General features: G+C 62.4%; 19 protein-coding genes. 10 read left to right on the forward strand and 9 right to left on the reverse strand.

Annotated elements, in window-relative coordinates:
* Positions 1-60: 60 nt before the first annotated feature.
* The 6 genes from FHS92_RS00470 (at position 61) to FHS92_RS00495 (ending at position 6,426) form a co-directional block, all read left to right on the forward strand.
* A complete protein-coding gene (locus FHS92_RS00470; RefSeq protein ID WP_184076493.1) occupies positions 61-960 on the forward strand; it encodes a fumarylacetoacetate hydrolase family protein in 900 nt (299 codons plus the stop codon).
* A gap of 116 nt (positions 961-1,076) precedes the next feature.
* Positions 1,077-2,036: a 3,5-dioxohexanoate:acetyl-CoA acetone transferase gene (gene kce, locus FHS92_RS00475; protein ID WP_343056610.1), complete on the forward strand. Its 960-nt coding sequence runs from the start codon at positions 1,077-1,079 to the stop codon at positions 2,034-2,036.
* A 67-nt stretch (positions 2,037-2,103) separates the two neighbouring features.
* Positions 2,104-3,108 (forward strand): NADP-dependent oxidoreductase, encoded by a 1,005-nt coding sequence (locus FHS92_RS00480; protein WP_184076495.1) that lies wholly within the window; start codon positions 2,104-2,106, stop codon positions 3,106-3,108.
* A 102-nt stretch (positions 3,109-3,210) separates the two neighbouring features.
* Entirely contained in the window at positions 3,211-4,659 is a 1,449-nt protein-coding gene (locus FHS92_RS00485; protein ID WP_184076497.1) for an amidohydrolase family protein, read from the forward strand.
* A 40-nt stretch (positions 4,660-4,699) separates the two neighbouring features.
* The gene (locus tag FHS92_RS00490; RefSeq protein WP_184076499.1) at positions 4,700-5,434 is read left to right on the forward strand and encodes an SDR family oxidoreductase; all 735 of its coding nucleotides are present in this window, start codon (positions 4,700-4,702) and stop codon (positions 5,432-5,434) included.
* A 275-nt stretch (positions 5,435-5,709) separates the two neighbouring features.
* Entirely contained in the window at positions 5,710-6,426 is a 717-nt protein-coding gene (locus FHS92_RS00495) for a dienelactone hydrolase family protein (protein ID WP_184076501.1), read from the forward strand.
* Positions 6,427-6,464: 38 nt separating this feature from the next.
* On the opposite strand, the gene FHS92_RS00500 is transcribed toward FHS92_RS00495, so the two are convergent.
* The 9 genes from FHS92_RS00500 to exbB form a co-directional block, all read right to left on the reverse strand.
* Positions 6,465-7,373 (reverse strand): iron-containing redox enzyme family protein, encoded by a 909-nt coding sequence (locus FHS92_RS00500; RefSeq protein WP_184076503.1) that lies wholly within the window; start codon positions 7,371-7,373, stop codon positions 6,465-6,467.
* Between the two features lie 190 nt (positions 7,374-7,563).
* Complete coding sequence (locus FHS92_RS00505) at positions 7,564-7,890, reverse strand: PepSY domain-containing protein (RefSeq protein ID WP_184076505.1); 327 nt, start codon at positions 7,888-7,890, stop codon at positions 7,564-7,566.
* Positions 7,887-8,486 carry a ferric reductase-like transmembrane domain-containing protein gene (locus FHS92_RS00510; RefSeq protein WP_184076507.1) on the reverse strand — a complete coding sequence of 200 codons (600 nt, stop codon included), beginning with the start codon at positions 8,484-8,486 and terminating at the stop codon, positions 7,887-7,889. Before FHS92_RS00510 ends, FHS92_RS00505 begins: the two co-directional genes overlap by 4 nt.
* A 10-nt stretch (positions 8,487-8,496) precedes the next feature.
* Positions 8,497-9,180: a Fe2+-dependent dioxygenase gene (locus FHS92_RS00515; RefSeq protein ID WP_184076509.1), complete on the reverse strand. Its 684-nt coding sequence runs from the start codon at positions 9,178-9,180 to the stop codon at positions 8,497-8,499.
* A complete protein-coding gene (locus tag FHS92_RS00520; protein ID WP_184076511.1) occupies positions 9,174-10,289 on the reverse strand; it encodes an alpha-hydroxy acid oxidase in 1,116 nt (371 codons plus the stop codon). Before FHS92_RS00520 ends, FHS92_RS00515 begins: the two co-directional genes overlap by 7 nt.
* A gap of 19 nt (positions 10,290-10,308) precedes the next feature.
* Positions 10,309-12,720 (reverse strand): TonB-dependent receptor, encoded by a 2,412-nt coding sequence (locus tag FHS92_RS00525; RefSeq protein WP_184076513.1) that lies wholly within the window; start codon positions 12,718-12,720, stop codon positions 10,309-10,311.
* A 17-nt stretch (positions 12,721-12,737) separates the two neighbouring features.
* Positions 12,738-13,478: an energy transducer TonB gene (locus FHS92_RS00530; RefSeq protein WP_184076515.1), complete on the reverse strand. Its 741-nt coding sequence runs from the start codon at positions 13,476-13,478 to the stop codon at positions 12,738-12,740.
* Entirely contained in the window at positions 13,478-13,900 is a 423-nt protein-coding gene (gene exbD / locus FHS92_RS00535) for a TonB system transport protein ExbD (RefSeq protein WP_184076517.1), read from the reverse strand. Before exbD ends, FHS92_RS00530 begins: the two co-directional genes overlap by 1 nt.
* A 3-nt stretch (positions 13,901-13,903) precedes the next feature.
* Complete coding sequence (gene exbB, locus FHS92_RS00540; protein WP_221230840.1) at positions 13,904-14,644, reverse strand: tonB-system energizer ExbB; 741 nt, start codon at positions 14,642-14,644, stop codon at positions 13,904-13,906.
* A 259-nt stretch (positions 14,645-14,903) separates the two neighbouring features.
* On the opposite strand from exbB, the gene zwf reads away from it, so the two are divergent.
* The 4 genes from zwf to eda are packed head-to-tail and all read left to right on the forward strand — an operon-like array spanning position 14,904 to position 19,777.
* Complete coding sequence (zwf, locus tag FHS92_RS00545) at positions 14,904-16,370, forward strand: glucose-6-phosphate dehydrogenase (RefSeq protein ID WP_184076521.1); 1,467 nt, start codon at positions 14,904-14,906, stop codon at positions 16,368-16,370.
* Complete coding sequence (gene edd / locus FHS92_RS00550) at positions 16,363-18,195, forward strand: phosphogluconate dehydratase (protein ID WP_184076523.1); 1,833 nt, start codon at positions 16,363-16,365, stop codon at positions 18,193-18,195. The genes zwf and edd overlap by 8 nt, the downstream gene beginning before the upstream one ends.
* Positions 18,195-19,166 carry a glucokinase gene (locus FHS92_RS00555; RefSeq protein WP_184076525.1) on the forward strand — a complete coding sequence of 324 codons (972 nt, stop codon included), beginning with the start codon at positions 18,195-18,197 and terminating at the stop codon, positions 19,164-19,166. Before edd ends, FHS92_RS00555 begins: the two co-directional genes overlap by 1 nt.
* Entirely contained in the window at positions 19,163-19,777 is a 615-nt protein-coding gene (gene eda / locus FHS92_RS00560; protein WP_184076527.1) for a bifunctional 4-hydroxy-2-oxoglutarate aldolase/2-dehydro-3-deoxy-phosphogluconate aldolase, read from the forward strand. The genes FHS92_RS00555 and eda overlap by 4 nt, the downstream gene beginning before the upstream one ends.
* Positions 19,778-19,907: the final 130 nt, after the last annotated feature.

Here is a 19,907-nt window from a genome sequence, read left to right on the forward strand (position 1 = left end):
CCATGCCCGGCTCTAGCTCGCCCGGTACCGGCAAGACGGTTCAAATAAGCGGAGATTTCAATGAAGCTGGTTACATTTCGCGGTCCCACGGGCGATGGTGTCGGCGCTATCCATTCCGACGGCTTTGTTGTCGATTTCGCAGGCATCGGAGCCGGATTTCCGACCACGATGCAGAACCTGATTGAAGCGGGTGACGACGCCCTGTCCCAGGCACGCCAGTGGGTGGCCCGGGCGCCTGCGGAGGCACGGCGCTCCATGGACGACATCCGGTTACTGGCGCCGCTCCCTCGCCCCATTCGCTTGCGCGATTCCATGCTGTTTCTGGAGCATCTGGAGGTGGCGCTGGCCAAGTTAGGGATCGATATGCACCCCGAATTCAAGCGCCAGACGATTTATGTCAACAGCGACACCGCCCATATATTTGGGCCGGGCGACGATGTGCCGTTCCCGATCGATACCGACTGGATCGACTATGAACTGGAATGGGCCTGCGTCATCGGTAAGCGGGGAGTGGCCGTCAAGGCGGAGGACGCCCGCAGCCACATCTTCGGCTACACGGTGTTCAACGACTGGTCCGCACGCGATCTTCAAACGACCTTCCTTCAAACCGGTGCCGGCCCCGGAACGGGCAAGGATTTCGGCAACAGCATCGGTCCCTGCATTGCGACGGTCGATGAATTCGAGGACCCCTATGCGCTGAAGATGTCGGCGCATGTAAACGGCGAACTGTGGAGCAGCGGCTCCACCAGCACCATGTTCCACAAGTTTGAAGACGCGATCTCCAACAGCAGCCGGATTGCGCCGCTTACGCCGGGTGAGATTATCGGATCGGGGACGGTCCTCAATGGCTGCGGCTTTGAGCTCGATCGTAAGTTGTCGGTTGGCGATGAAGTGCGCCTGGAGGTTGAAGGGATCGGCGTGTTGAGCAACCGCGTGACACGTCTTCAGGAAGATATGTAGGCAACGGCGCGCCAGGAAATGCCGCCTCGGCGGCTATCCTGGCACTGCCCTGACATGTCCGTGTGATGGCTCTCGCGGCCATCACTTTTTGGCAGCATCCGTTCGCATGACGCGAGGTGGGTCAGAATAAGGCGAGGAGAATTCTCATTTCGAACAAGGTCATCATCAGCTGCGCCGTTACCGGCAGCGTCCACACACCGACGATGTCGCCCTATTTGCCGTGCACGCCGGACGAGATCGCGGCCGATGCCATTGGCGCGGCGGAAGCGGGCGCGTCGATCCTTCACTTGCACGCCCGTGACCCGGAGACAGGACGACCCACTCCTGATCCGGACGTCTTCATGCAATTCCTTCCGCGCATCAAGCAGAGCACCGATGCGGTGGTCAATATCACGACCGGCGGTAGCCATGTCATGACGATCGACGAGCGGCTGGCTGCACCGCTGCGTGCGTCGCCGGAGCTGTGCTCACTCAACATGGGTTCGATGAACTTCGGTCTCTATCCGCTGCTCGGGAAGTACAAGGAATTCAAGCACGATTGGGAAGCGCCGTATCTGGAAGCGTCGCGGGACTCCATTTTCCGCAATACATTTGCGGACATCGAGAAAATCCTCGAGCAGCTCGGCAAAGGCCACGGGACGCGTTTCGAGTTCGAATGCTATGATACCGGGCATCTCTACAACCTCGCGCATTTCCTCGACCGCAAGCTCGTCACCCCACCGCTTTTTGTGCAGACCATCTTTGGGATCTTGGGTGGTACCGGGCCGGATACGGAGAACCTGCTTCACATGAAGAGGCTCGCCGACAGTCTGTTTGGTGATCAGTATCGCTGGTCCGTAATGGCTGCGGGTCGGCATCAGATGCCATTCCTGACGATGGGCGCCATTAACGGGGCCAGTGTCCGGGTGGGACTGGAGGACTCCCTCTTTGCAGGTAAGGGGCGTCTCGCCACATCCAGCGCCGAACAGGTGCGGATCATCCGGTCGATACTGGAGCCGCTGTCGATGGCGATTGCGACCCCTGCCGAAGCCCGCGAGATGTTGGCGCTCAAGGGTGGCGACAACGTCGGTTTCTAAGGGATTACGTGCGATAACGGCTACAAGTGTGCCTGGTCTTGTGCCGCAATATGATATGGAGTGAGTTATGAGTGAGAGCACCAACCGCCAATGGGTTGTGGCAAAGCGACCGCAAGGGTTGCTGCGTCCCGGTGATCTCTCGCTTGTCGAAGGGGCTGTGCCTGTACCGGCGGACGGAGAGTTCGTTGTCCGCGTCACCCATCTGGCCTTTGAGCCGACGCAACTCTACTGGATTTCCTTCGACAGCTACCGGCCCGCTATTCCGATTGGCGATGTCGTGGAATCCTATGCCGCCGGTGAAGTTGTCCATTCCCGTAACGAAAAATTTCCAGTTGGGCTGAAGGTTCAGGGCAGTTTTGGATGGCAGGATTACTGCCTCTTGAAGGACGGCGATGATGTTGTTCCCCTGCGCGCGGATTCGGAACTGACCGCGCTCAATGTGCTCGGACTGACCGGTTTGACCGCGTATTTTGGCATGACGGAAATTGCGCGGCCGGAAAAAGGTGACGTTGTCGTCGTGTCAGGCGCAGCGGGCGCGACCGGATCGGTGGCCGGACAGATCGCGCGGATACGGGGCGCACGGGTCATCGGCATTGCCGGGGGCGAGGAGAAGAGCCGTCTGGTGACCGAAACCGCTGGCTTTGATGCCTGCATCGATTACAAAACGCAGGATGTGGGCGAAGCGCTTCAGAAGCTCGCGCCCGACGGCGTCAACGTCGTTTTCGAGAATGTCGGCGGAGCGGTGCTGGATGCGGCCCTGGCAAACCTGGCGATTGGCGCGCGGGTTTGTCTTTGCGGCGGAATTTCCTCTTACGTGCCGGATGAGAACGCTCCGTCTGCTGCCATCAACAATTACATGCAGCTGGGGCTTCGGCGGTCCACCATGACCGGTTTTCTCGTATATGATTATCAGGACCGGTTTGCCGAAGCGTTCGCGGCACTCAAAGCATGGCTGGATGATGGCGCAATTATCTCCATCGAGGATGTGCAGCACGGGCTGGAAAATGCGCCAGAGACGCTGAACAGGATTTATCGCGGGCAGAACGTGGGAAAGCAGTTGCTGGCGCTCTAATCAGACGGGTCGCCCGGCGCATGGATTACGATAGTCCGGGCATGGGCTAATCCCCATCGAAACGATCGCTTGGTCGCGGTACTGATAGAAGAGGGAAATGGAATGGCGAAAACCCTGATCAAGAATGCGACGCTGTTGACGATGGACCGCGCCACGAGCGATCTCAAGACCGGTGACATTCTTTTGGTCGACGATCGCATTGCCGAGGTGGCGCCCCACATTTCCGCTGACGACGCCGAGGTCATCGATGCGACGGGGATGGTGGCAAGCCCCGGATTTGTCGATACGCATCGGCACGTTTGGCAAACCCAGCTGCGGGGCGTCGCGACGGACTGGAGCCTGTTCCAGTATCTCGCCGAAATTCGGACGATGTATTCGGTCTGTTACGAAGCCGACGATGCCTATCTCGGCAATTATGTCGGCGCTCTTGAAATGATCAATGCGGGCATCACGACCGTCGTCGATCATTCCCATCTCCAGATTTCGGCGGACCATTCCGATGGGCTGGTACAAGGACTGATTGACGCCGGAATACGCGGCATTTTCTGCTACGGCGTGTACCGGAATCCCAAATATAAGCCGGGCGAAACCATCGATTCCGCGGCAATTCTGATGGACACGGCTGGTCCCATCGAAGATTTCCAAAAGCAAAATGCGCAACGGGTCCGGGAGACGTTTTTCCCCGCCAATGACTCGCTGCTCCGCTTCGGTATTGCTTCGAGTGAATTTTTCACCTTCCCGAGCATTGACCCTGTGCTGGAAGAACTCGCCTGGAGCCGCACACTGGAACCGGCCCGCATCACGTTCCATTCCACCGTCGTGAGCCATGGGGGTGTCAGCCTCATTACCCAGCTGTCCAAGGCCGGAGCGTTGGGGGATGACCTGTTGCTCTCCCATGGCAACCAGCTGACCGACGATGACCTGTTGCTTCTGGCGAGCGAAGGAGGATGGGTGTCGACCACCCCGGAAACCGAGTTGCAGATGGGGCCAGGCTTCCCAATCCTGGAACGGGTGGCCCAGACAGGCCGCGCCCCGTCACTCGGGATTGACATTGTGTCGGGGTTTTCCGGTGACATGTTCGCGCAAATGCGGCTGATGCTGCAGTCGATGCGGTATCTGCACGGCGAACAGGAGAATGCGGGCAGGCACCCCAGCAGCATCGGCCGCAAACTGCCGGGCAGCTTGCGCTATCCTGCCGCAAAGATGCTGGAATATGCCACGCTCGGAGGCGCGATCTGCATGGGTCTGGAAGATGAAATCGGCAGCCTTACGCCGGGCAAGAAGGCCGACGTTATCCTTACACGCCTGAATTCCATCAATACCGCGCCGGTCCGCGATCCTGTTGCTGCCCTGATGTTCTATGCCAACGCGAACGATATCGATTCCGTGTGGATCGACGGCGTTCCGCGCAAGCGGGGAGGCCGCTTGCTGGGCGCAGAATGGAGCGGGGTCGAGCGCCGTGTTCAGGCGTCGCGCGATGCGATCGATGAACGGTTCGCGAAAATTGACTCGGACGCCATGCGGAAAGCCTGGGCTCCTCTCTGGGGGTGATGGCAGCGTCGGGCTGTTGTTTGAAGATCGGAGGAATGCCGTGCAAGATCTTCCTGTAAGACGCGCGCTGGTTACCGGCGGTTCGCGGGGCATCGGTGCGGCCATTGCCCGGCGCCTCGCGCGCGACGGGTGCACCGTCACCATCACCTATCACAGCAACTCCTCCGCTGCTGACGAACTGGTCGCGGATATCGCGTCAACAGGGGGCGTGGCCTATGCCTTGCAGGCCGATACGGCTAATCTCCATGCGTCCATGGCGTCGGTCGATCAGGCGGCGGAGCTGATGGGCGGGCTGGACATACTGGTGTGCAATGCCGGGGTCAGCGTCGCCGCACCGTTTCTTGAAACTGGGCCAGACATGTACGACGCCTTGTTCGACATCACTCGCGGGACGTTCTTTGCTATGCAGCGCGCGGGTCAGATAATCGCCGATCATGGCCGGATCGTTGCGATTTCGACGCTTGGTACCCGCCGTGTGTCGTCCTCGCCCGCCTATTGCGCGAGCAAGACGGCGATCGAGCAGTTCTGCAAGGGGCTCGCTTATGAAGTTGCACCCAGAGGTATCACGGTGAACGCGGTCCTCCCCGGTTTTACCGAAACCGACATGCTGGCAAGCCTCCCGGCCGATTTCAAAGCAACAATGGTCGGCATGACCGCCATGGGCCGCTTGGGCAAATCTGACGAGATCGCAGCGCTGGTTGCCTTCCTGGTCAGTTCTGATGGCGGTTGGGTGACCGCGGAAACCATCAGCGCAAATGGCGGAGTTAAACCGTAAGGCGCTCCCTTAAGCCCGAGATGAGCGGATATTGGCGCCCGTGCCGCCGAAAGCATAATCCAACCCCAACCCGGGGATCAGGGCACTCTTGACACTCGGTCGATCTTGGCTAGGCCAGATCGGAATTGACGCAACCGTTCGAGGAGAAATTCCCTGAATGTCGGCCGTTCAGGCCAGTTGTGAGGCAACACCCTGTCGGCATAAGCGCGACTGCGCGAGGACGCTGGGCGAGCATCATGCGGACGGTCGTCACGCGAGGAGCTAGGAGACACATTATGCCATTGGAACGCCATATCGTTGTTCATGACGGTCCCGGTGGGCCGTTCGAGTCCACAGCCGTTTATGATCCGGCGGCCGGAACGCAGCCCGGCATACTGCTGTTTCCGAATTTCATGGGCGCTAAGGAATGGGATTTCGCCAAGGCGGAGCAGTTGGCTGCGCTCGGGTACAAGGTGCTCGTCGTCGATTATTATGGCCAGGGCAAGCGCGGGACGTCGATGGAGACGGCGGGTGCTCTAATGAACGAGCTGGTCGCGGACCGGGCGGTCATGCGCGACCGTTTGCTCGAGGCGCTGTCCGAACTGCGCAAACTGCCGGGGGTTGATCCCGCGCGCTGCGGCGCGATCGGCTTCTGCCTGGGCGGAAAATGTGTGCTCGATCTAGCACGCGGAGGCGCTGATATCGTTGCGGGCGTCAGCTTCCACGGGGTTTATGACGCGCCGCCCTTTCCCAATGCGCCTATCAAGAGCAAGCTGTTGATCTTGCACGGCTGGAACGATCCCCTGTGCCCGCCGGATGCAACGGTCGCCCTCGGCCATGAACTGACGCAGGCGGGCGTGGACTGGCAGCTCATTGCTTACAGCAAGACGGGGCACGCCTTCACCAACGATCCCATGCCGATCGATGCGGAGGAAACTTTCGGCTTCCAGCCCGACACAAATCGGCGGAGCTGGAAAGCGATGGTCGATTTTTTCGCGGAGGTCTTCGCTTAGAAGCCCGCCGCACATCGGTACAACGGACCGCTTGCTCTTCAGGCCGGGCGGTCCGCCCAGAGATGGGCCCTATACTGCTCGAAGCAGCGCGCCCCGCACGATAAGCGGATGAGCGCACCTTCGGCTATAGCGGTGGCCCGGCGTGGGTCCTCCTCGACCAGCGGACGCAAGGCCTCGCGGTTCCAGTCCGCGCTGTGCTTCACATCGAGCACGGCGTGCAGGTCGAAATAGCGTCGCTCCTTTTCCGAGAGACCGATGCGGCGCAGACCCTGGGCGACGAGCGCCGAGCGGCCCGGTGCGGTCAGTTCGATTACGCCGAGTGCCCCAACCGAATGCCACGCATAGCGGCGCGTTGTCGCAAGGGCCGTCATGGCGTTGGCGAGTGCCAGGCTTTCCCACACCGTTGTTTCGATCAGCGGGTTTACGCCAAGCATTTCCACCAGCAGATCGAGCATCGGACCATGCATGCCGCGGGCATTGCCACGGCCCATTTCGTCCCAGTAATTGCGCGCCAGTTCGAGCTTGGCTGACGTCGGCAGCTTGACCTGGGTGTATGCGACCAGATCGTCGAAACCTGCTTCGCCAGCCGCTTCCTGCTCGAAGAACCAGCGCAGTTGATCACGGTCGGCTTCCTCGGCAAGCCATGGGAAGAGGTCGTCGCCCTGACCGGGGCCGACTTCCTTGAGATCTTCGAACCAAGCGATGAGGCCATCGGCGTCGGTCGGAGCATCGGCTGCCTGATCGGCGATGTCGCGTCGCAACTCCTCGATAAATCCGCCCTCCAGCCGAAGCATGCGCTGATCCCGGTCAAGGGTCTTCTGCCACTCCGCCGTTGGAAACTGGGGAGACAGCCGTTCCTTGTTCCAATGGGCAAGGCCGCGCTGAAAACTGTCAGTAAAGAACTGCGATCGTCGGAGCGACGGATCGATGTTAAATTGGGTCGCCATGGTCCTGCCTTGTCGTCATTCCGGGTTGTAAACAGAACGGCGGGAGGGGCGGGCATGTTCCTCTCCTAGGCAGGATCATGCCAAAGCTGCGGTGGACCGAGCATCGGCGACACCCGACGGCAAACGATCATAACAAAGGGGGGCGGGACGCTATGCGACGCATTTCCGCAAAGAACGGGGCCCGCCTCGTTCAGTTGGTAAAGCCGGGCGCGCGGTAGATTTCACGTCCGCGACGCAGCACCAGCAACTTCTGGAGTGTGACGGGATGGAAGAACGCCTCGACCGCCTGGCCATTTTCTGTGCGGGCGTAGACCTCGTAACAATCTCCCTCGATCTGCGCCTTTTGCACGGTCCAGCCTTCGAGCCACGCCTGCTTCTTGAGCGCTGACATCGGCTTCCAGTTCTGCTGCGGTCCGGAGTTGCAGCGCACGTCGCCATCGGCCCGCGCGGGGGTGGAGAGAAATAGAGCGGGTGCGGCGAGGAGAACAGCGAGGAAGGGTGTATTATACTGTTTCATGTGGGTCTCCTTTGATGGGACGGCAGGCGACGCACGGCGCGCAGCAGCCAGACGAGGATAAGCGGCGCAGCATGAAGGGCGGCTTTCTGCCAATTCCAGTCGAGCAGCAGCCAGTGAAGAAACGATGCGGCCGCAGCGGCATAGACAACGCGCTGTATTGTCTTCCAGCGGCGTCGCAGGATGCGCATGGCCCGGTCCGTGCTGGTCGCGGCGGCGGGGACGAACAACGCCAGCGCCAGCCAGCCCGTCCAGATACCCGGCAGCTCGAGCTCTTCAAGGATGGCGGAAAGCGCATTCATGTCGATGGCGTAGAAGGCAAGGTGGAGTAGCGCGTACAGGAAGGCGGCGACGCCCAGATTGCGTCGGACCGCTAGCCACGCCCGCAGGAATCGACCGGCGCCGATGCACTCCGCCAGCGGGCCGGGGAGAAGCGCGAGCACCATCAGGCGTACGGCCATTTCGCCGCTTGGTTCGAGCAAGTCCATCAGGATTACGCGTCCGCTGAGCCAGCCCGCAACCATGGCCGCGGCAGGAACGGCAAGCACGAGCCACAGGAGCAATTTGCCAAGGCCAAGGCGGCTGCGGTCGGCGGTCACGGGCCGACGCCTAAACCTGCGCCCAGCGGCGCAGCAGATTGTGATAGATGTGGGTGAGCCGCTCTATCTCCGGATGGGAGGCAGAGGCGCCTGCCGACAAACTCTGGATCGACTGGTCGAGGTCGAACAACAACGCGCGCGCGGCTTCGTCCGGAACGGCGCTTTGTATCCAGAAGAACGAGGCGATCCGCTGCCCGCGCGTGACGGGATTGACGCGGTGCAGGCTGCTGGACGGGTAGAGAACCATGTCCCCGGCGGCGAGTTTTACTTCCTGCGCGCCGAACGCGCCCTCGATGAGGAGTTCGCCTCCGTCATAATCCGCCGGGTCGGACAGGAACAGGGTTGCCGAGAGATCGGTGCGCAGCGTCAGGTCGGCAGCCGCCACGCGCATGATCGCGGAATCGACATGCGTGCCGTAATGGCCGCCATCCTGATACAGGTTGAACTTGGGGGGATAGATTTTTTCGGGGAGGGCCGCCGACAGGAACAGGGCGTTCGTGCCCAACCGGTGCAGGATCCGGTTGCCGAGCGCCACGGCCAGTGGATCGTCTTCGGCCAATTGCCGATTCTGTTTCACAGTAAAGGACCGGGTGCCCGCCGTGACCGCACCGTCGATCCAGCTGGCCTGATCGAGTTGTTCGCGGAACCGGGCAACTTCGCCTTCATCGAGCAGGTTATCGATGACGATCAGCATGACGAGCCTCCCGGATAATCGGTTTCGACCAGGGTCGAGCGCGTGATGTCCGCGATTGTTGGTGTGCCCGCAAGCGCCATGACCAGCTCCAGCTCCTCGCGCAGCAGCTTGAGCATGTGCGCAACGCCGAGGCTGCCTGCGACGGCCAGAGCATGAAGCTGTGGGCGCCCGATCAGGACCGCGTTTGCTCCAAGCGCGATCGCCTTGAACACATCGCTGCCGGTGCGCACGCCGCCATCGAACAGGATCACGGCGTCCGGGCCGAGCTCGCTGCGGACGGCGGGGAGCATGGTGAGCGGGGCGGGCGCGCTGTCCAGCGCGCGTCCGCCGTGGTTCGATACCACGATCCCATCATAACCCATGGCGAGCAGTTCTGCGGCATCCCCCGGATGGCTGATCCCCTTGGCGATCAGCGGCAGCGCCGTGGCGTCACGCAGCCACTCCAGATCGGTGCGGGTCGGTGCCTGCGCCATCATCGCCTGAAACAGCGCGCGGCCGTGCGCCGATAGGGCGACGGGCGGTGGTGGTCCATTCTCCCTCAGATGCACTGCGTCAATGTGGGGCGGGAGAACAAACCCTGCCTTGTGCGCGGCGTGGCTGGCGGGTTGAACCGGCGTATCCAGAGTCACGACGATGGCCTGGCATCCGGCCGTTTCGGCACGGCGAAGCAGGTGCAGCGTATCGTCCCGATGCGGCTGCATATAGAGCTGAAACCAGAGCGGTCCAGCAGCGGCAGCGGCGATTTCCTCAATAGCCACCGAGGCCATCGTGCTGACCACCATCAGCGTGTCCAGTGCGCCCCGCGCGGTGGCGACTTCCCCCTGATCGTGGACGAGCCGGTGATAGCCGACCGGGGCCAGCGCGATCGGGTGGGCAAGATCCAGCCCCGCCAGGTGGCTCCGGGTCGTGCCGTGTTTCATGTCCACCAGCACGCGGTTGTAGATGGCGTGGCGACTGAAGGCCGTCTCATTGGCCTTCAGCGCCTGCAGCTGTCCGCTGCCACCTTGCAGCCATTCCCATGTTGCGGGCTCGATGAATTGCCGGCTCAACCGGGCGTAGTCGTCCAGCGAGATCATATCCGGCGGCAGCGAGTCCAGATGGGGTTTCATGGCTTCCCGGAGGTTGCGGTCAGAACTTCACGGTCAGGGTACCGAAGACCTGACGCGCGTCGCCCTTGTAGAGGAAAGAGCCGCTGCGATATACGGCGGTGTAGTAGTCCTCGTTCGTGACGTTGTTCACGTTGACCAGCAGGCCGATGCGGTTGCTGAACTTATATTCGAAGAACAGATCGGCGACGGTGTAGGCAGGGACCGGCTGGTTATAGGTGAAGCCGCTGGCGCTCTGCGTGAAGACCGCTCCGGTATCCGGCTGGCCCCCATAGATCTTGCTCTTGTGCTTCACGGCTGTGCCCATCGCGAATTTCTCTGTCACCTGATAGCGGGTCCGGAACTGCGCCTGGAAATTGGCGAAGTTCGCGAGCCGCTTGCCGACGTACGTCGCGCCGAGCGCCAGTTGCGCGGTGGTGAGACCGACGTTGGCGGACTCGAGCACCTTGGACTTCATGACGGTAAAGCCGCCCTGCACCGACCAGTTGTCGGTGATGTTGCCCGCCAGTTCGACTTCCACGCCGCGCACGCGCAGCTTGCCGGTGTTGAATGTGCCGATGGTGTCGTAGTCCGCGCCTTCCATCACATCGGATTTGGTGATCTGGAATGCGGCGGCTGTGAGCAGCAGGCGGTCGTCGAACAGTTCGAACTTGCTGCCCAGTTCAAGGTTGATCGAACGTTCCGGCTTGGCGCTTGCCGCATCGCCCTGGAACACGACGAGCCCCCCATAGCCGGAGCTGGTCCCGGTGTCGGATTCGCCGCCGTTGACGTCCGCCGCAGTAGCCGCAGAGAAGTAGACCATGCCGGGGCCGAATTTGTAGGTAATTCCAGCGTGGCCATTCCAGAGGGTATCGGAATAATCGGCGTGGTTGTTGGTCGAACCAGTAAAGGGCGCGGCAGCGCCTGTTACGGCATTGAATGTGCTGAGATCATATTTGAAGTGATCCACGCGCCCGCCGAGGAACAGCGTCAGGTTGGGCGTCAGGTCAACGGTATCCATGACCGTGGCGGAAATCGTCTCCACTTCCCACTTGCGCGAGGCAAAGGGGTTGCGGGTCCAGACGCGTTGGGTGAGGCCGTTGAGGTTTGGAACGACGTTGCCGTTGGCATCGGTGATGCAGAAGGCGTCGAGCGCTCCAGCGCCTGACCCGGTGCGGCAGTTGAACGCCGCCTGGCTGGCGCGCGTATAAGTGCCGCTGTCGACCTTGTGCTTGGTGTACTCGCCGCCGAGGATCAGTTCGTTGCGCCCACCAAGCAGATCGCTGTTGATGTGGAGGTTGAACTGATTGGCGATGTAGCGGACTTCCTGCCAGCCTTGGTGCCCATTATCGAGCGTCGCGGTCGCATACACTCCTGCGGGGTTGCCGGTTGACGTCGTGCGTCCCGATGCCCCCGTCGTCACATAGCTGTTGTCCGACGCGCCGTAGCGAATGATGTTCGTCAGGAAGATATCGGGCGTGAATTCGTAGCGGATACGGCCGGTGACGGTGTCGACCTTTGACTTCAGGAAGTCTTCGTTCTGGACATAGGACGGGACGTTCCGCGCGGGAGCACGGACGCCGGTCGCGGCGTTGGTGATGAGATAGCCGCCAAGATCCGGATTGTCGTCCGCCCGCAGACCATAATAATCAAGGGTGAGGCTCAACCTGGAATCGGGCTGGTAAAGCGCGGAGAGAGCCAGCCCCTTGCGCTCGCGGTCGGCGGGCGCGCGGTCGGGGACGTTCTGGTGCGCGTAGAGGACATTGCCACGCACCGCGAAGGTGTCGCTGGCGCGCAGGTTGATGTCGGCCGTGGTGCGTACATAGCGATCGGTGCCGACGCCGACGCCGACCTTGCCGAAGTCATAGCCGGTCGAGGCTGCCTTGGTGATGGCGTTGATCGCGCCGCCCGAAGTGCCACGCCCGGCAAAGGACGAGTTCGGACCCTTGGAGATTTCGATCTGTTCGACTGCGAAGCTCTCGCGGATCGTCATCCCCGGATCGCGTAGTCCGTCGACGAACACGTCGCTCTTCGCTTCCTGTCCGCGAATGATGTAACGATCGCCAAAGGCGTTGCCGTTTTCGCCCGTGCCGATGGTGATGCCGGGCTGCGCGGCAAGAATACTCCTGAGGTCGGAGTTGCCGGAATCGAGAATCTGCGACTGGGTGAGAACAGAGATAGTCTGCGGCGTTTCCGCGATCGGGCGGGTGTGGCGTTCGTCGCCGGAGACCCGCGCCTTGTACGGAGCGCCCTTCTGCGAATAGGGGCTGACGTCGGCGGTGCGATCCTCGATCTTCAGCGTGTCGAGCTGGACTTCGTCATCGGCCTGTGCGGCAGGAGTGGTCTGCGCAGTGGCGGGCGTCGCCATCAGGACGGCGGTGACGCCGATCGCCAATCCCGCACCGCGTTGGCGCAAGCTTACGGGACGCAAAACCCCCTGTTTTACGGTGGTCATTTAAACCTTCCTTTCGTTTAATTGGTGCGAAGCGAGTAATCGATGGGCAGCGAGAGCGTGATGCTGTCCCGCTGCATGGATGCGGGCATCCGGGGAAGTGGCGCGACCCGCTGGAGAAGCTGAAGCGTGGCGGTATCGAGAAGCTCATGGCCACTGCCGCGCCGGAGTGAGATGTTGGAGACGCTGCCGTCGCGGGCGACCGTAAATCGTACCGTGACCACACCTTCCTGCCGCGCTTTCTTGGCTTCGGTCGGATAGGTCTTGCGGCGGTTGAGGTGGGCGCTGATGAGCGAGAAATAGTCGGCTTCCGCGCGCTTTGCCTTAGGATCCGAACCAGGCGTGGTGCTTGTGCTGGTTGTGCTTCCCGTCGGCGCCGTTGCGGCAGGTGCGCTCTGCGCCACAGCGGGAGCCTGGACGGGGGTCGCCACCCGGGTCGGCAGCGGCGGAAGAGGCGGGGGGAGTGTGACGGGATCGCGCGGGAGCGGCGCGCGGACCGGAGGAATGTCGACCGGCGGCGTTACGGTCTGCGGCGGGACAAGCTGCGACCGGGGTTCGACAACGGCCTTCTGTGCAGACACGGCCGGGGCCGGTGCGCCCTCGGGGGGCAGCTCGATCAGGACGACGGGTTCGGGCAGCGGCGGTTGTGCCGGACGCGACCAAAGCAGCACCAGTGCGGCAAACGCGGCGTGCGCGGTGGCGGCGAGAGCTGCAGCGCCGCCCCATGTGCGGCGATCGCTCTGGGTAAGCGCGGCGGCCATCACTGGGCCGTCCCTTCCGCGCCGACCAGCGCGACGTGGAGATAACCGGCGGACCGCAGCGCATTCATCGCCTGCATGATGCTGTCATAGGTAATCGTCTTGTCGGCGCGCAGGAACACGCGCTGATCGCGATCCGACCGCGTAGCCGCCTCGACTGCGCTACCAAGCTCTGCGGCCGTCACTTCCCGCTCGTTGACAAGCATCCGGCCGTCAGCCTGGATCGAGAGGAAAACCGGCTTGTCGGGCTTGGGCGCGGGGGCAGCGTTCGACACCGGCAGGTCGACCTTGACGTCGACGGTGGCGAGCGGGGCCGCGACCATGAAGATGATGAGCAGCACCAGCATCACGTCGATAAACGGCGTCACGTTGATCTCGTGGTTTACCGGGAGATCGTCGGAATTGTCGGAAAAATGGATCGCCATGGCTTAGCTCCTGCCTGCCGGAAGCGTGCCCCGGCTGAGGTCGCGGGACACAAGGCGCAGGATCGCGGCGGATGTGTCGGCGACCAGCGCGCGGTGTGCGGCAATGCGGCGGCTGAAGTGATTGTAGATGACGACCGAGGGGATGGCTGCGACAAGGCCCATCGCGGTTGCAAGCAGCGCTTCGGCAATGCCCGGCGCGACGACAGCGAGGTTGGTCGTCTGCTTTTCGGCGATGCCGATGAAGCTGTTCATGATGCCCCAGACTGTGCCGAACAGACCGACGAACGGCGCGGTGGAGCCGATGGTCGCCAGGACATTGACGCCGCGCGTCATCCGCCGGGCCTCGGCCGCTTCATGCCGTTCGAGGCGGGAGACGACACGCTCTTTTATTCCTTCCCCGTCGGCAAGGGCGTCGGCGGAAAGCTCCAGTTCCGTGCGCGCTTCAACGATGAGCGGAGACGCCGCGAGGGCGGGAGTGGCCTTGGCATCACCCAGCGAGCGCAACGCAATGACGCTGTCGTGCACTTCCCGCTGGATGGCCGTGGCGGTCCGCAGTTCCAAAACCTTCGCGACCAGCACCGTCCATGTGACGAGCGACGCGATCAGCAGTCCGATCATGACGAACTTTACGACCCAGTCGGCCTGCAGGAACATGCCGCCAACGCTGAGGTTGGCGGGAACGGCAGGTGTGGCCGCTTGAGCCGAGGAAATGGCCAGACCTATTGCTCCAGCCACAGAGTTCATCCGAATTGCCCGCATTGTCCCCATCATAGTCGCTCTCTGCACCCATATTGCGAATCATTCGCAGCGATGTAGGTCTATAACCATGGTTCGGACCTTAATGCAAATGCTTCGCAACAACATAATGCATTTTACGGAGGAAGCATCCTGCTCAAACGCCACGTTTTGCACTTGCGGGACGGGAGAGGCGGACGCACAACAGGTCGGGAGCCACAAGCGGGAGCAATAGTCGAGTGAAGGCACAACATAAGAGTAGGGCGGCATGACCGCGCAGTCCGCAACGCTCATCCTCTTTGGCGCGACCGGCGATCTGGCTCGCCGAATGCTGTTTCCCTCGCTTTACAACCTCATGGGGGACGGGCTGCTGCCCGACGATTTCCTGATCGTCGCATCGGGGCGCACGAAGATGGATGATGAGGCCTTTCGCGCAGATGTTGACGCGTGCCTGAAGAAATTCATCGGGACCGAACGGTATGACGGCGAAGCGGCTGCGAAGCTCACCAGCCGGATCGTGTATCTGCCGGTCGAAACCGGAAACGCCGATCAGTTTGCACAGATCGCCGCGCGGGTCGCCGACCGGGTGGATCGTGGGATAGCGGTCTATCTCTCCACGCCCCCATCGCTGTTCGCGCCAACGGCGATCAGCCTGGCAGAGGCGGGGCTGGTGACGCCCACCACGCGCATTGCGATGGAAAAGCCGATCGGCAAGGATTTTGCGTCGTCCGTCGAGGTCAACGACGCAATCGGCAAACTTGTGGACGAAAACCGGATTTTCCGGGTCGATCATTATCTGGGCAAGGAAACGGTCCAAAACCTGATGGCGCTGCGCTTCGGCAACATGCTGTTCGAGCCGTTGTGGAATGCCAACGCCATCGACCATGTGCAGATCACGGTGGGCGAGACGGTCGGGCTGGAAGGGCGCGTGTCCTATTATGATGGGGTGGGCGCGCTGCGGGATATGGTCCAGAACCATATCCTCCAGATCCTCTCGATCATTGCCATGGAACCGCCCGCGCGGTTTGACGCTACATCGGTGCGTGACGAGAAGGTAAAGGTGCTGCGCTCGCTGCGCCCGATGGATGGCGAGTCCGTCCGGACGCAGAGCGTACGCGGCCAGTATACGCCCGGCGCGGTGCAGGGGCAGATCGTCACCGGCTATGCCGACGAACTGGGGAAGCCGTCCGACACCGAAACCTTTGTGGCGCTGAAGGCCCATATCGACAACTGGCGCTGGCACGGGGTGCCGTTTTACCTGCGGACGGGCAAGCGCATGCCGAGCCGCCAGTCGGAAATCATGATCCAGTTCAAGCCCGTTTCACACAGCATCTTTTCCGCGCGCGGGCAGGCCAGCGGGCTGGAACCCAATGCCCTCATTATCCGTCTCCAACCCGAGGAAAATATCCGGTTGCTGATCATGGCGAAGCAACCGGGGCTGGATCGGGACGGGGTCAAGCTGAGCGAGGTCGGGCTGGACGTGGCGCTGGATCACGCTTTCGCGGGGGAACGGAGGCGGATCGCCTATGAACGGTTGCTGCTCGACCTGCTGGTGGGCGACCCGACCCTGTTCGTGCGGCGGGACGAAGTGGAAGCGCAATGGCAATGGATCGATTCGATCATCGATGGATGGAAACAATCCGGCATGAAGGCCGCGCCTTATGCATCGGGCAATTGGGGCCCCTCGGCCGCGATCGCGCTGATAGAGCGGGACGGGGCGAGCTGGCATGACTGATCTGCATCCCGTCATCGCGAAGGTCACCGCCCGTATCGTGGAGCGCAGCGCTCCGCGTCGGCGCAAGTATCTTGACCTCATTGAGCGGGGCCGGGACGCGGGCACCAACCGCGACAAGCTGTCGTGCGGGAATCTGGCGCACGGCTTCGCCGCGTCTGAGGATGACAAGCCCATCATCCGTTCCGGCAAGGCGATGAACATCGGCATTGTTACGGCGTACAACGACATGCTGTCCGCGCATCAGCCCTATGGCCGCTATCCTGATCAGATCAAAATTGCCGCGCGGGAAGTTGGCGCGACGGCTCAGGTTGCGGGCGGTGTCCCGGCGATGTGTGACGGGGTCACGCAGGGGCAGGCGGGCATGGATCTGTCGCTGTTTTCGCGCGACACGATTGCGCTCTCGACGGCGGTGGCGCTGTCCCACGCGATGTTCGAAGGCGCGGCGCTGCTCGGCATTTGCGACAAGATCGTGCCGGGGCTCCTCATCGGGGCGTTGCGTTTCGGACATCTGCCGACGATCCTGATCCCGGCCGGGCCGATGCCTTCGGGCCTTGCCAACAAGGAAAAGGTGCGCATCCGCCAGCTTTATGCGGAAGGGAAAGTCGGCAAGGCGGAGCTGTTGGAAGCGGAGTCAGCGTCCTATCATGGTGCGGGCACCTGCACCTTCTATGGCACGGCCAACAGCAACCAGATGATGATGGAGATGATGGGCCTGCACATGCCGGGCGCTGCCTTCATCAATCCCGGCACCAAACTGCGGCAGGAACTGACGCGCGCCGCGGTACATCGGCTGGCGAGCATCGGATGGGACGGGGAGGATTATCGGCCGCTTGGCCATTGCGTCGATGAAAAGGCGATCGTCAATGCGGCGATCGGCCTGCTCGCCACAGGGGGATCGACCAACCACGCGATCCATCTTCCCGCGATTGCCCGGGCGGCGGGAATCCATATGGACTGGACCGATCTGGCGGAACTGTCGGACGTCGTTCCGTTGCTCGCGCGGGTCTATCCCAACGGGTCGGGCGACGTGAACCATTTCCATGCGGCGGGCGGCGTTGGCTGGGTGATCGGCGAGTTGATCGATGCCGGGTTGCTGCACCGCGACATTCTGACTGTCGCGCGCAACGATTTCCTCGACTATGCCCGCGAACCCGTGTTGCGGGACGATGCGCTGGTCTGGGCGGATCGTCTGACGGAGCCGCGTGATCCGAACATGGTGCGCCCGGCCAGCAACCCGTTCAGCCCGGATGGCGGAATGAAGCTGCTCGCCGGGAATTTGGGCCGCTGCGTCATGAAGGTGAGCGCGGTCGACCCGGAACGCTGGACGATCGAGGCGCCCGCGCGCGTGTTCGACGACCAGGACGACGTCCTGCGCGCGTTCAAAGCTGGGGACCTGGAGCGCGATGTGGTCGTCGTCGTGCGGTTTCAGGGCCCTTGTGCCAATGGCATGCCCGAGCTGCACAAGCTCACCCCCGCGCTTGGCGTGTTGCAAGATCGGGGGTTCAAGGTCGCATTGCTGACGGACGGGCGGATGTCGGGCGCAAGCGGCAAGGTGCCCGCCGCCATCCATCTGTCGCCTGAAGCGCTGGGTGGTGGACCCATCGCCAGACTGCGCGACGGGGACGTCGTACGCGTCTGTGCCACTATGGGACAGGTGGATGTATTGGTTGATAGGGCCGAATGGGACGCACGGACCCCTGCTACCGCACCGCCGCCGCCCTACGATACGGGCCGAGAATTGTTCGCCCTGTTCCGCCAGCACAGCGACCTCGCGGAGGAGGGGGCATCGCCGATACTTGCCGCGATGGACGCGGAGATCGGGTGATGCGGAAAATTATTGCCGTCGATGTCGGCGGTACCAATGTGCGCTTCGCCCGTGCACAGGTGCAGGCCAGGGGTGCGCCCGTCCTGACCGGCACGGTGCGTAAATATAAGGTTGCCGACTTTCCCAGCCTTGACGCCTGCTGGGCGCGGTTCGGGGAGGATGAGGGAACGCCATTGCCGGACGCCGCCGCGATCGGCTTTGCCGCGCCGATCCGTGACGGTGCGATCAAGCTGACCAACAGCAACTGGATTATCCACCCCGATCAGCTGGCAGCGCAACTGGGCGTGACGTCGCTGGTGCTGGTCAATGATTTTGAGGCCGTGGCCCATGCGGTCGCGCATTTGCCCGCAGCCAACCTGCCGCTGGTGTTTGGCCCCGACGCCGGGTTTCCCGAGTCCGGGTCGGTGACGGTTCTGGGCGTGGGAACCGGGCTGGGCGTTGCCCTCATCCTGTTCGACAAAGGTGTGCCGCATGTCATCGCGACCGAGGGTGGCCATGGCGATTTTGCCCCGCTCGACGCGACCGAGGACCGGATTCTGGCGCAGCTGCGCGTAAAGTTCCGCCGGGTATCGACGGAGCGGCTGGTCTCTGGTCCTGGCCTCAACACCTTTTATCAGGCGCTGGCGCAGGACAGTGGGCATCCTGTCCGGCTGATGAACGACGCAGATTTGTGGCGGGCCGCTCTGGAGGGCGAAAGCGGGTCTCTCGCACGACGTGCGCTGGATCGGCTGTGCATGACCTATGGATCCGTTGCGGGTGATCTGGCGCTGATCCATGGTGCGCAAACCGTCGTTTTGGCTGGAGGACTGACCCAGCGGATGCGGGACATCCTCCTCACCAGTGATTTTCATCCCCGCTTCGTCGCCAAGGGGCGCTACGAAACCATGATGACGAATATTCCCGTCCGCCTTGCCGTGCATGACGAAATCGGCCTGTTCGGCGCGGCAGCCGCCTTTGGAGCATCGCTATGACCCTAACTGTCGATGATATTTTGGCGCTCGCGCCCGTGATCCCTGTTCTGGTGATCGAGCGCGTAGAGGACGCCGTGCCGATCGCTCAAGCGCTGGTGAAGGGTGGGCTGTTCGCGCTCGAAGTGACGTTGCGGACGCCCGCCGCGCTGGACGTGATCCGGGCCATGTCGACCGTCGAGGGCGCCGTTGTCGGCGCGGGCACGGTGTTGAACCCGGCGCAGCTCGATGAGGCGCTGGAAGCGGGCGCGCGGTTCATCGTCAGCCCCGGTTTGACCGAGCCGCTGGGTCAGGCGGCCATTGCGAGCGGAGTCCCATTCCTTCCCGGCACGGCCACGGCGGCAGACATCATGCGCGGGATGGACATGGGACTGTCACGGTTCAAATTCTTTCCGGCGGAAACGTCCGGCGGGCTTCCTGCGCTGAAGGCGCTCGCCGCGCCTTTTCACCAAGCGCGTTTCTGTCCCACAGGCGGCATTACGGCGCAAAGCGCCCCCCAGTGGTTGGCCGAACCGGCCGTCCATTGCGTTGGGGGAAGCTGGGTGGTGCCCAAGGGCCCGATCGAGGTCGCGACAATCGAGCGCCTTGCGCGGGAGGCTGCGGTGCTGGCGTAACGATGGCGATGCAGGCCTGAAGGGCGGTTGCGACCTTTGCGCGCGCACTCGGACGGGAACCTATTGCGGGGCGCATCATTGACGTCATGGGAGGGGTCAGAGCCGGTGAAACCGGCTGAAAGGTAGACCC

It is taken from the genome of Sphingobium subterraneum (assembly GCF_014199435.1).
Lineage (GTDB): Bacteria > Pseudomonadota > Alphaproteobacteria > Sphingomonadales > Sphingomonadaceae > Sphingobium > Sphingobium subterraneum.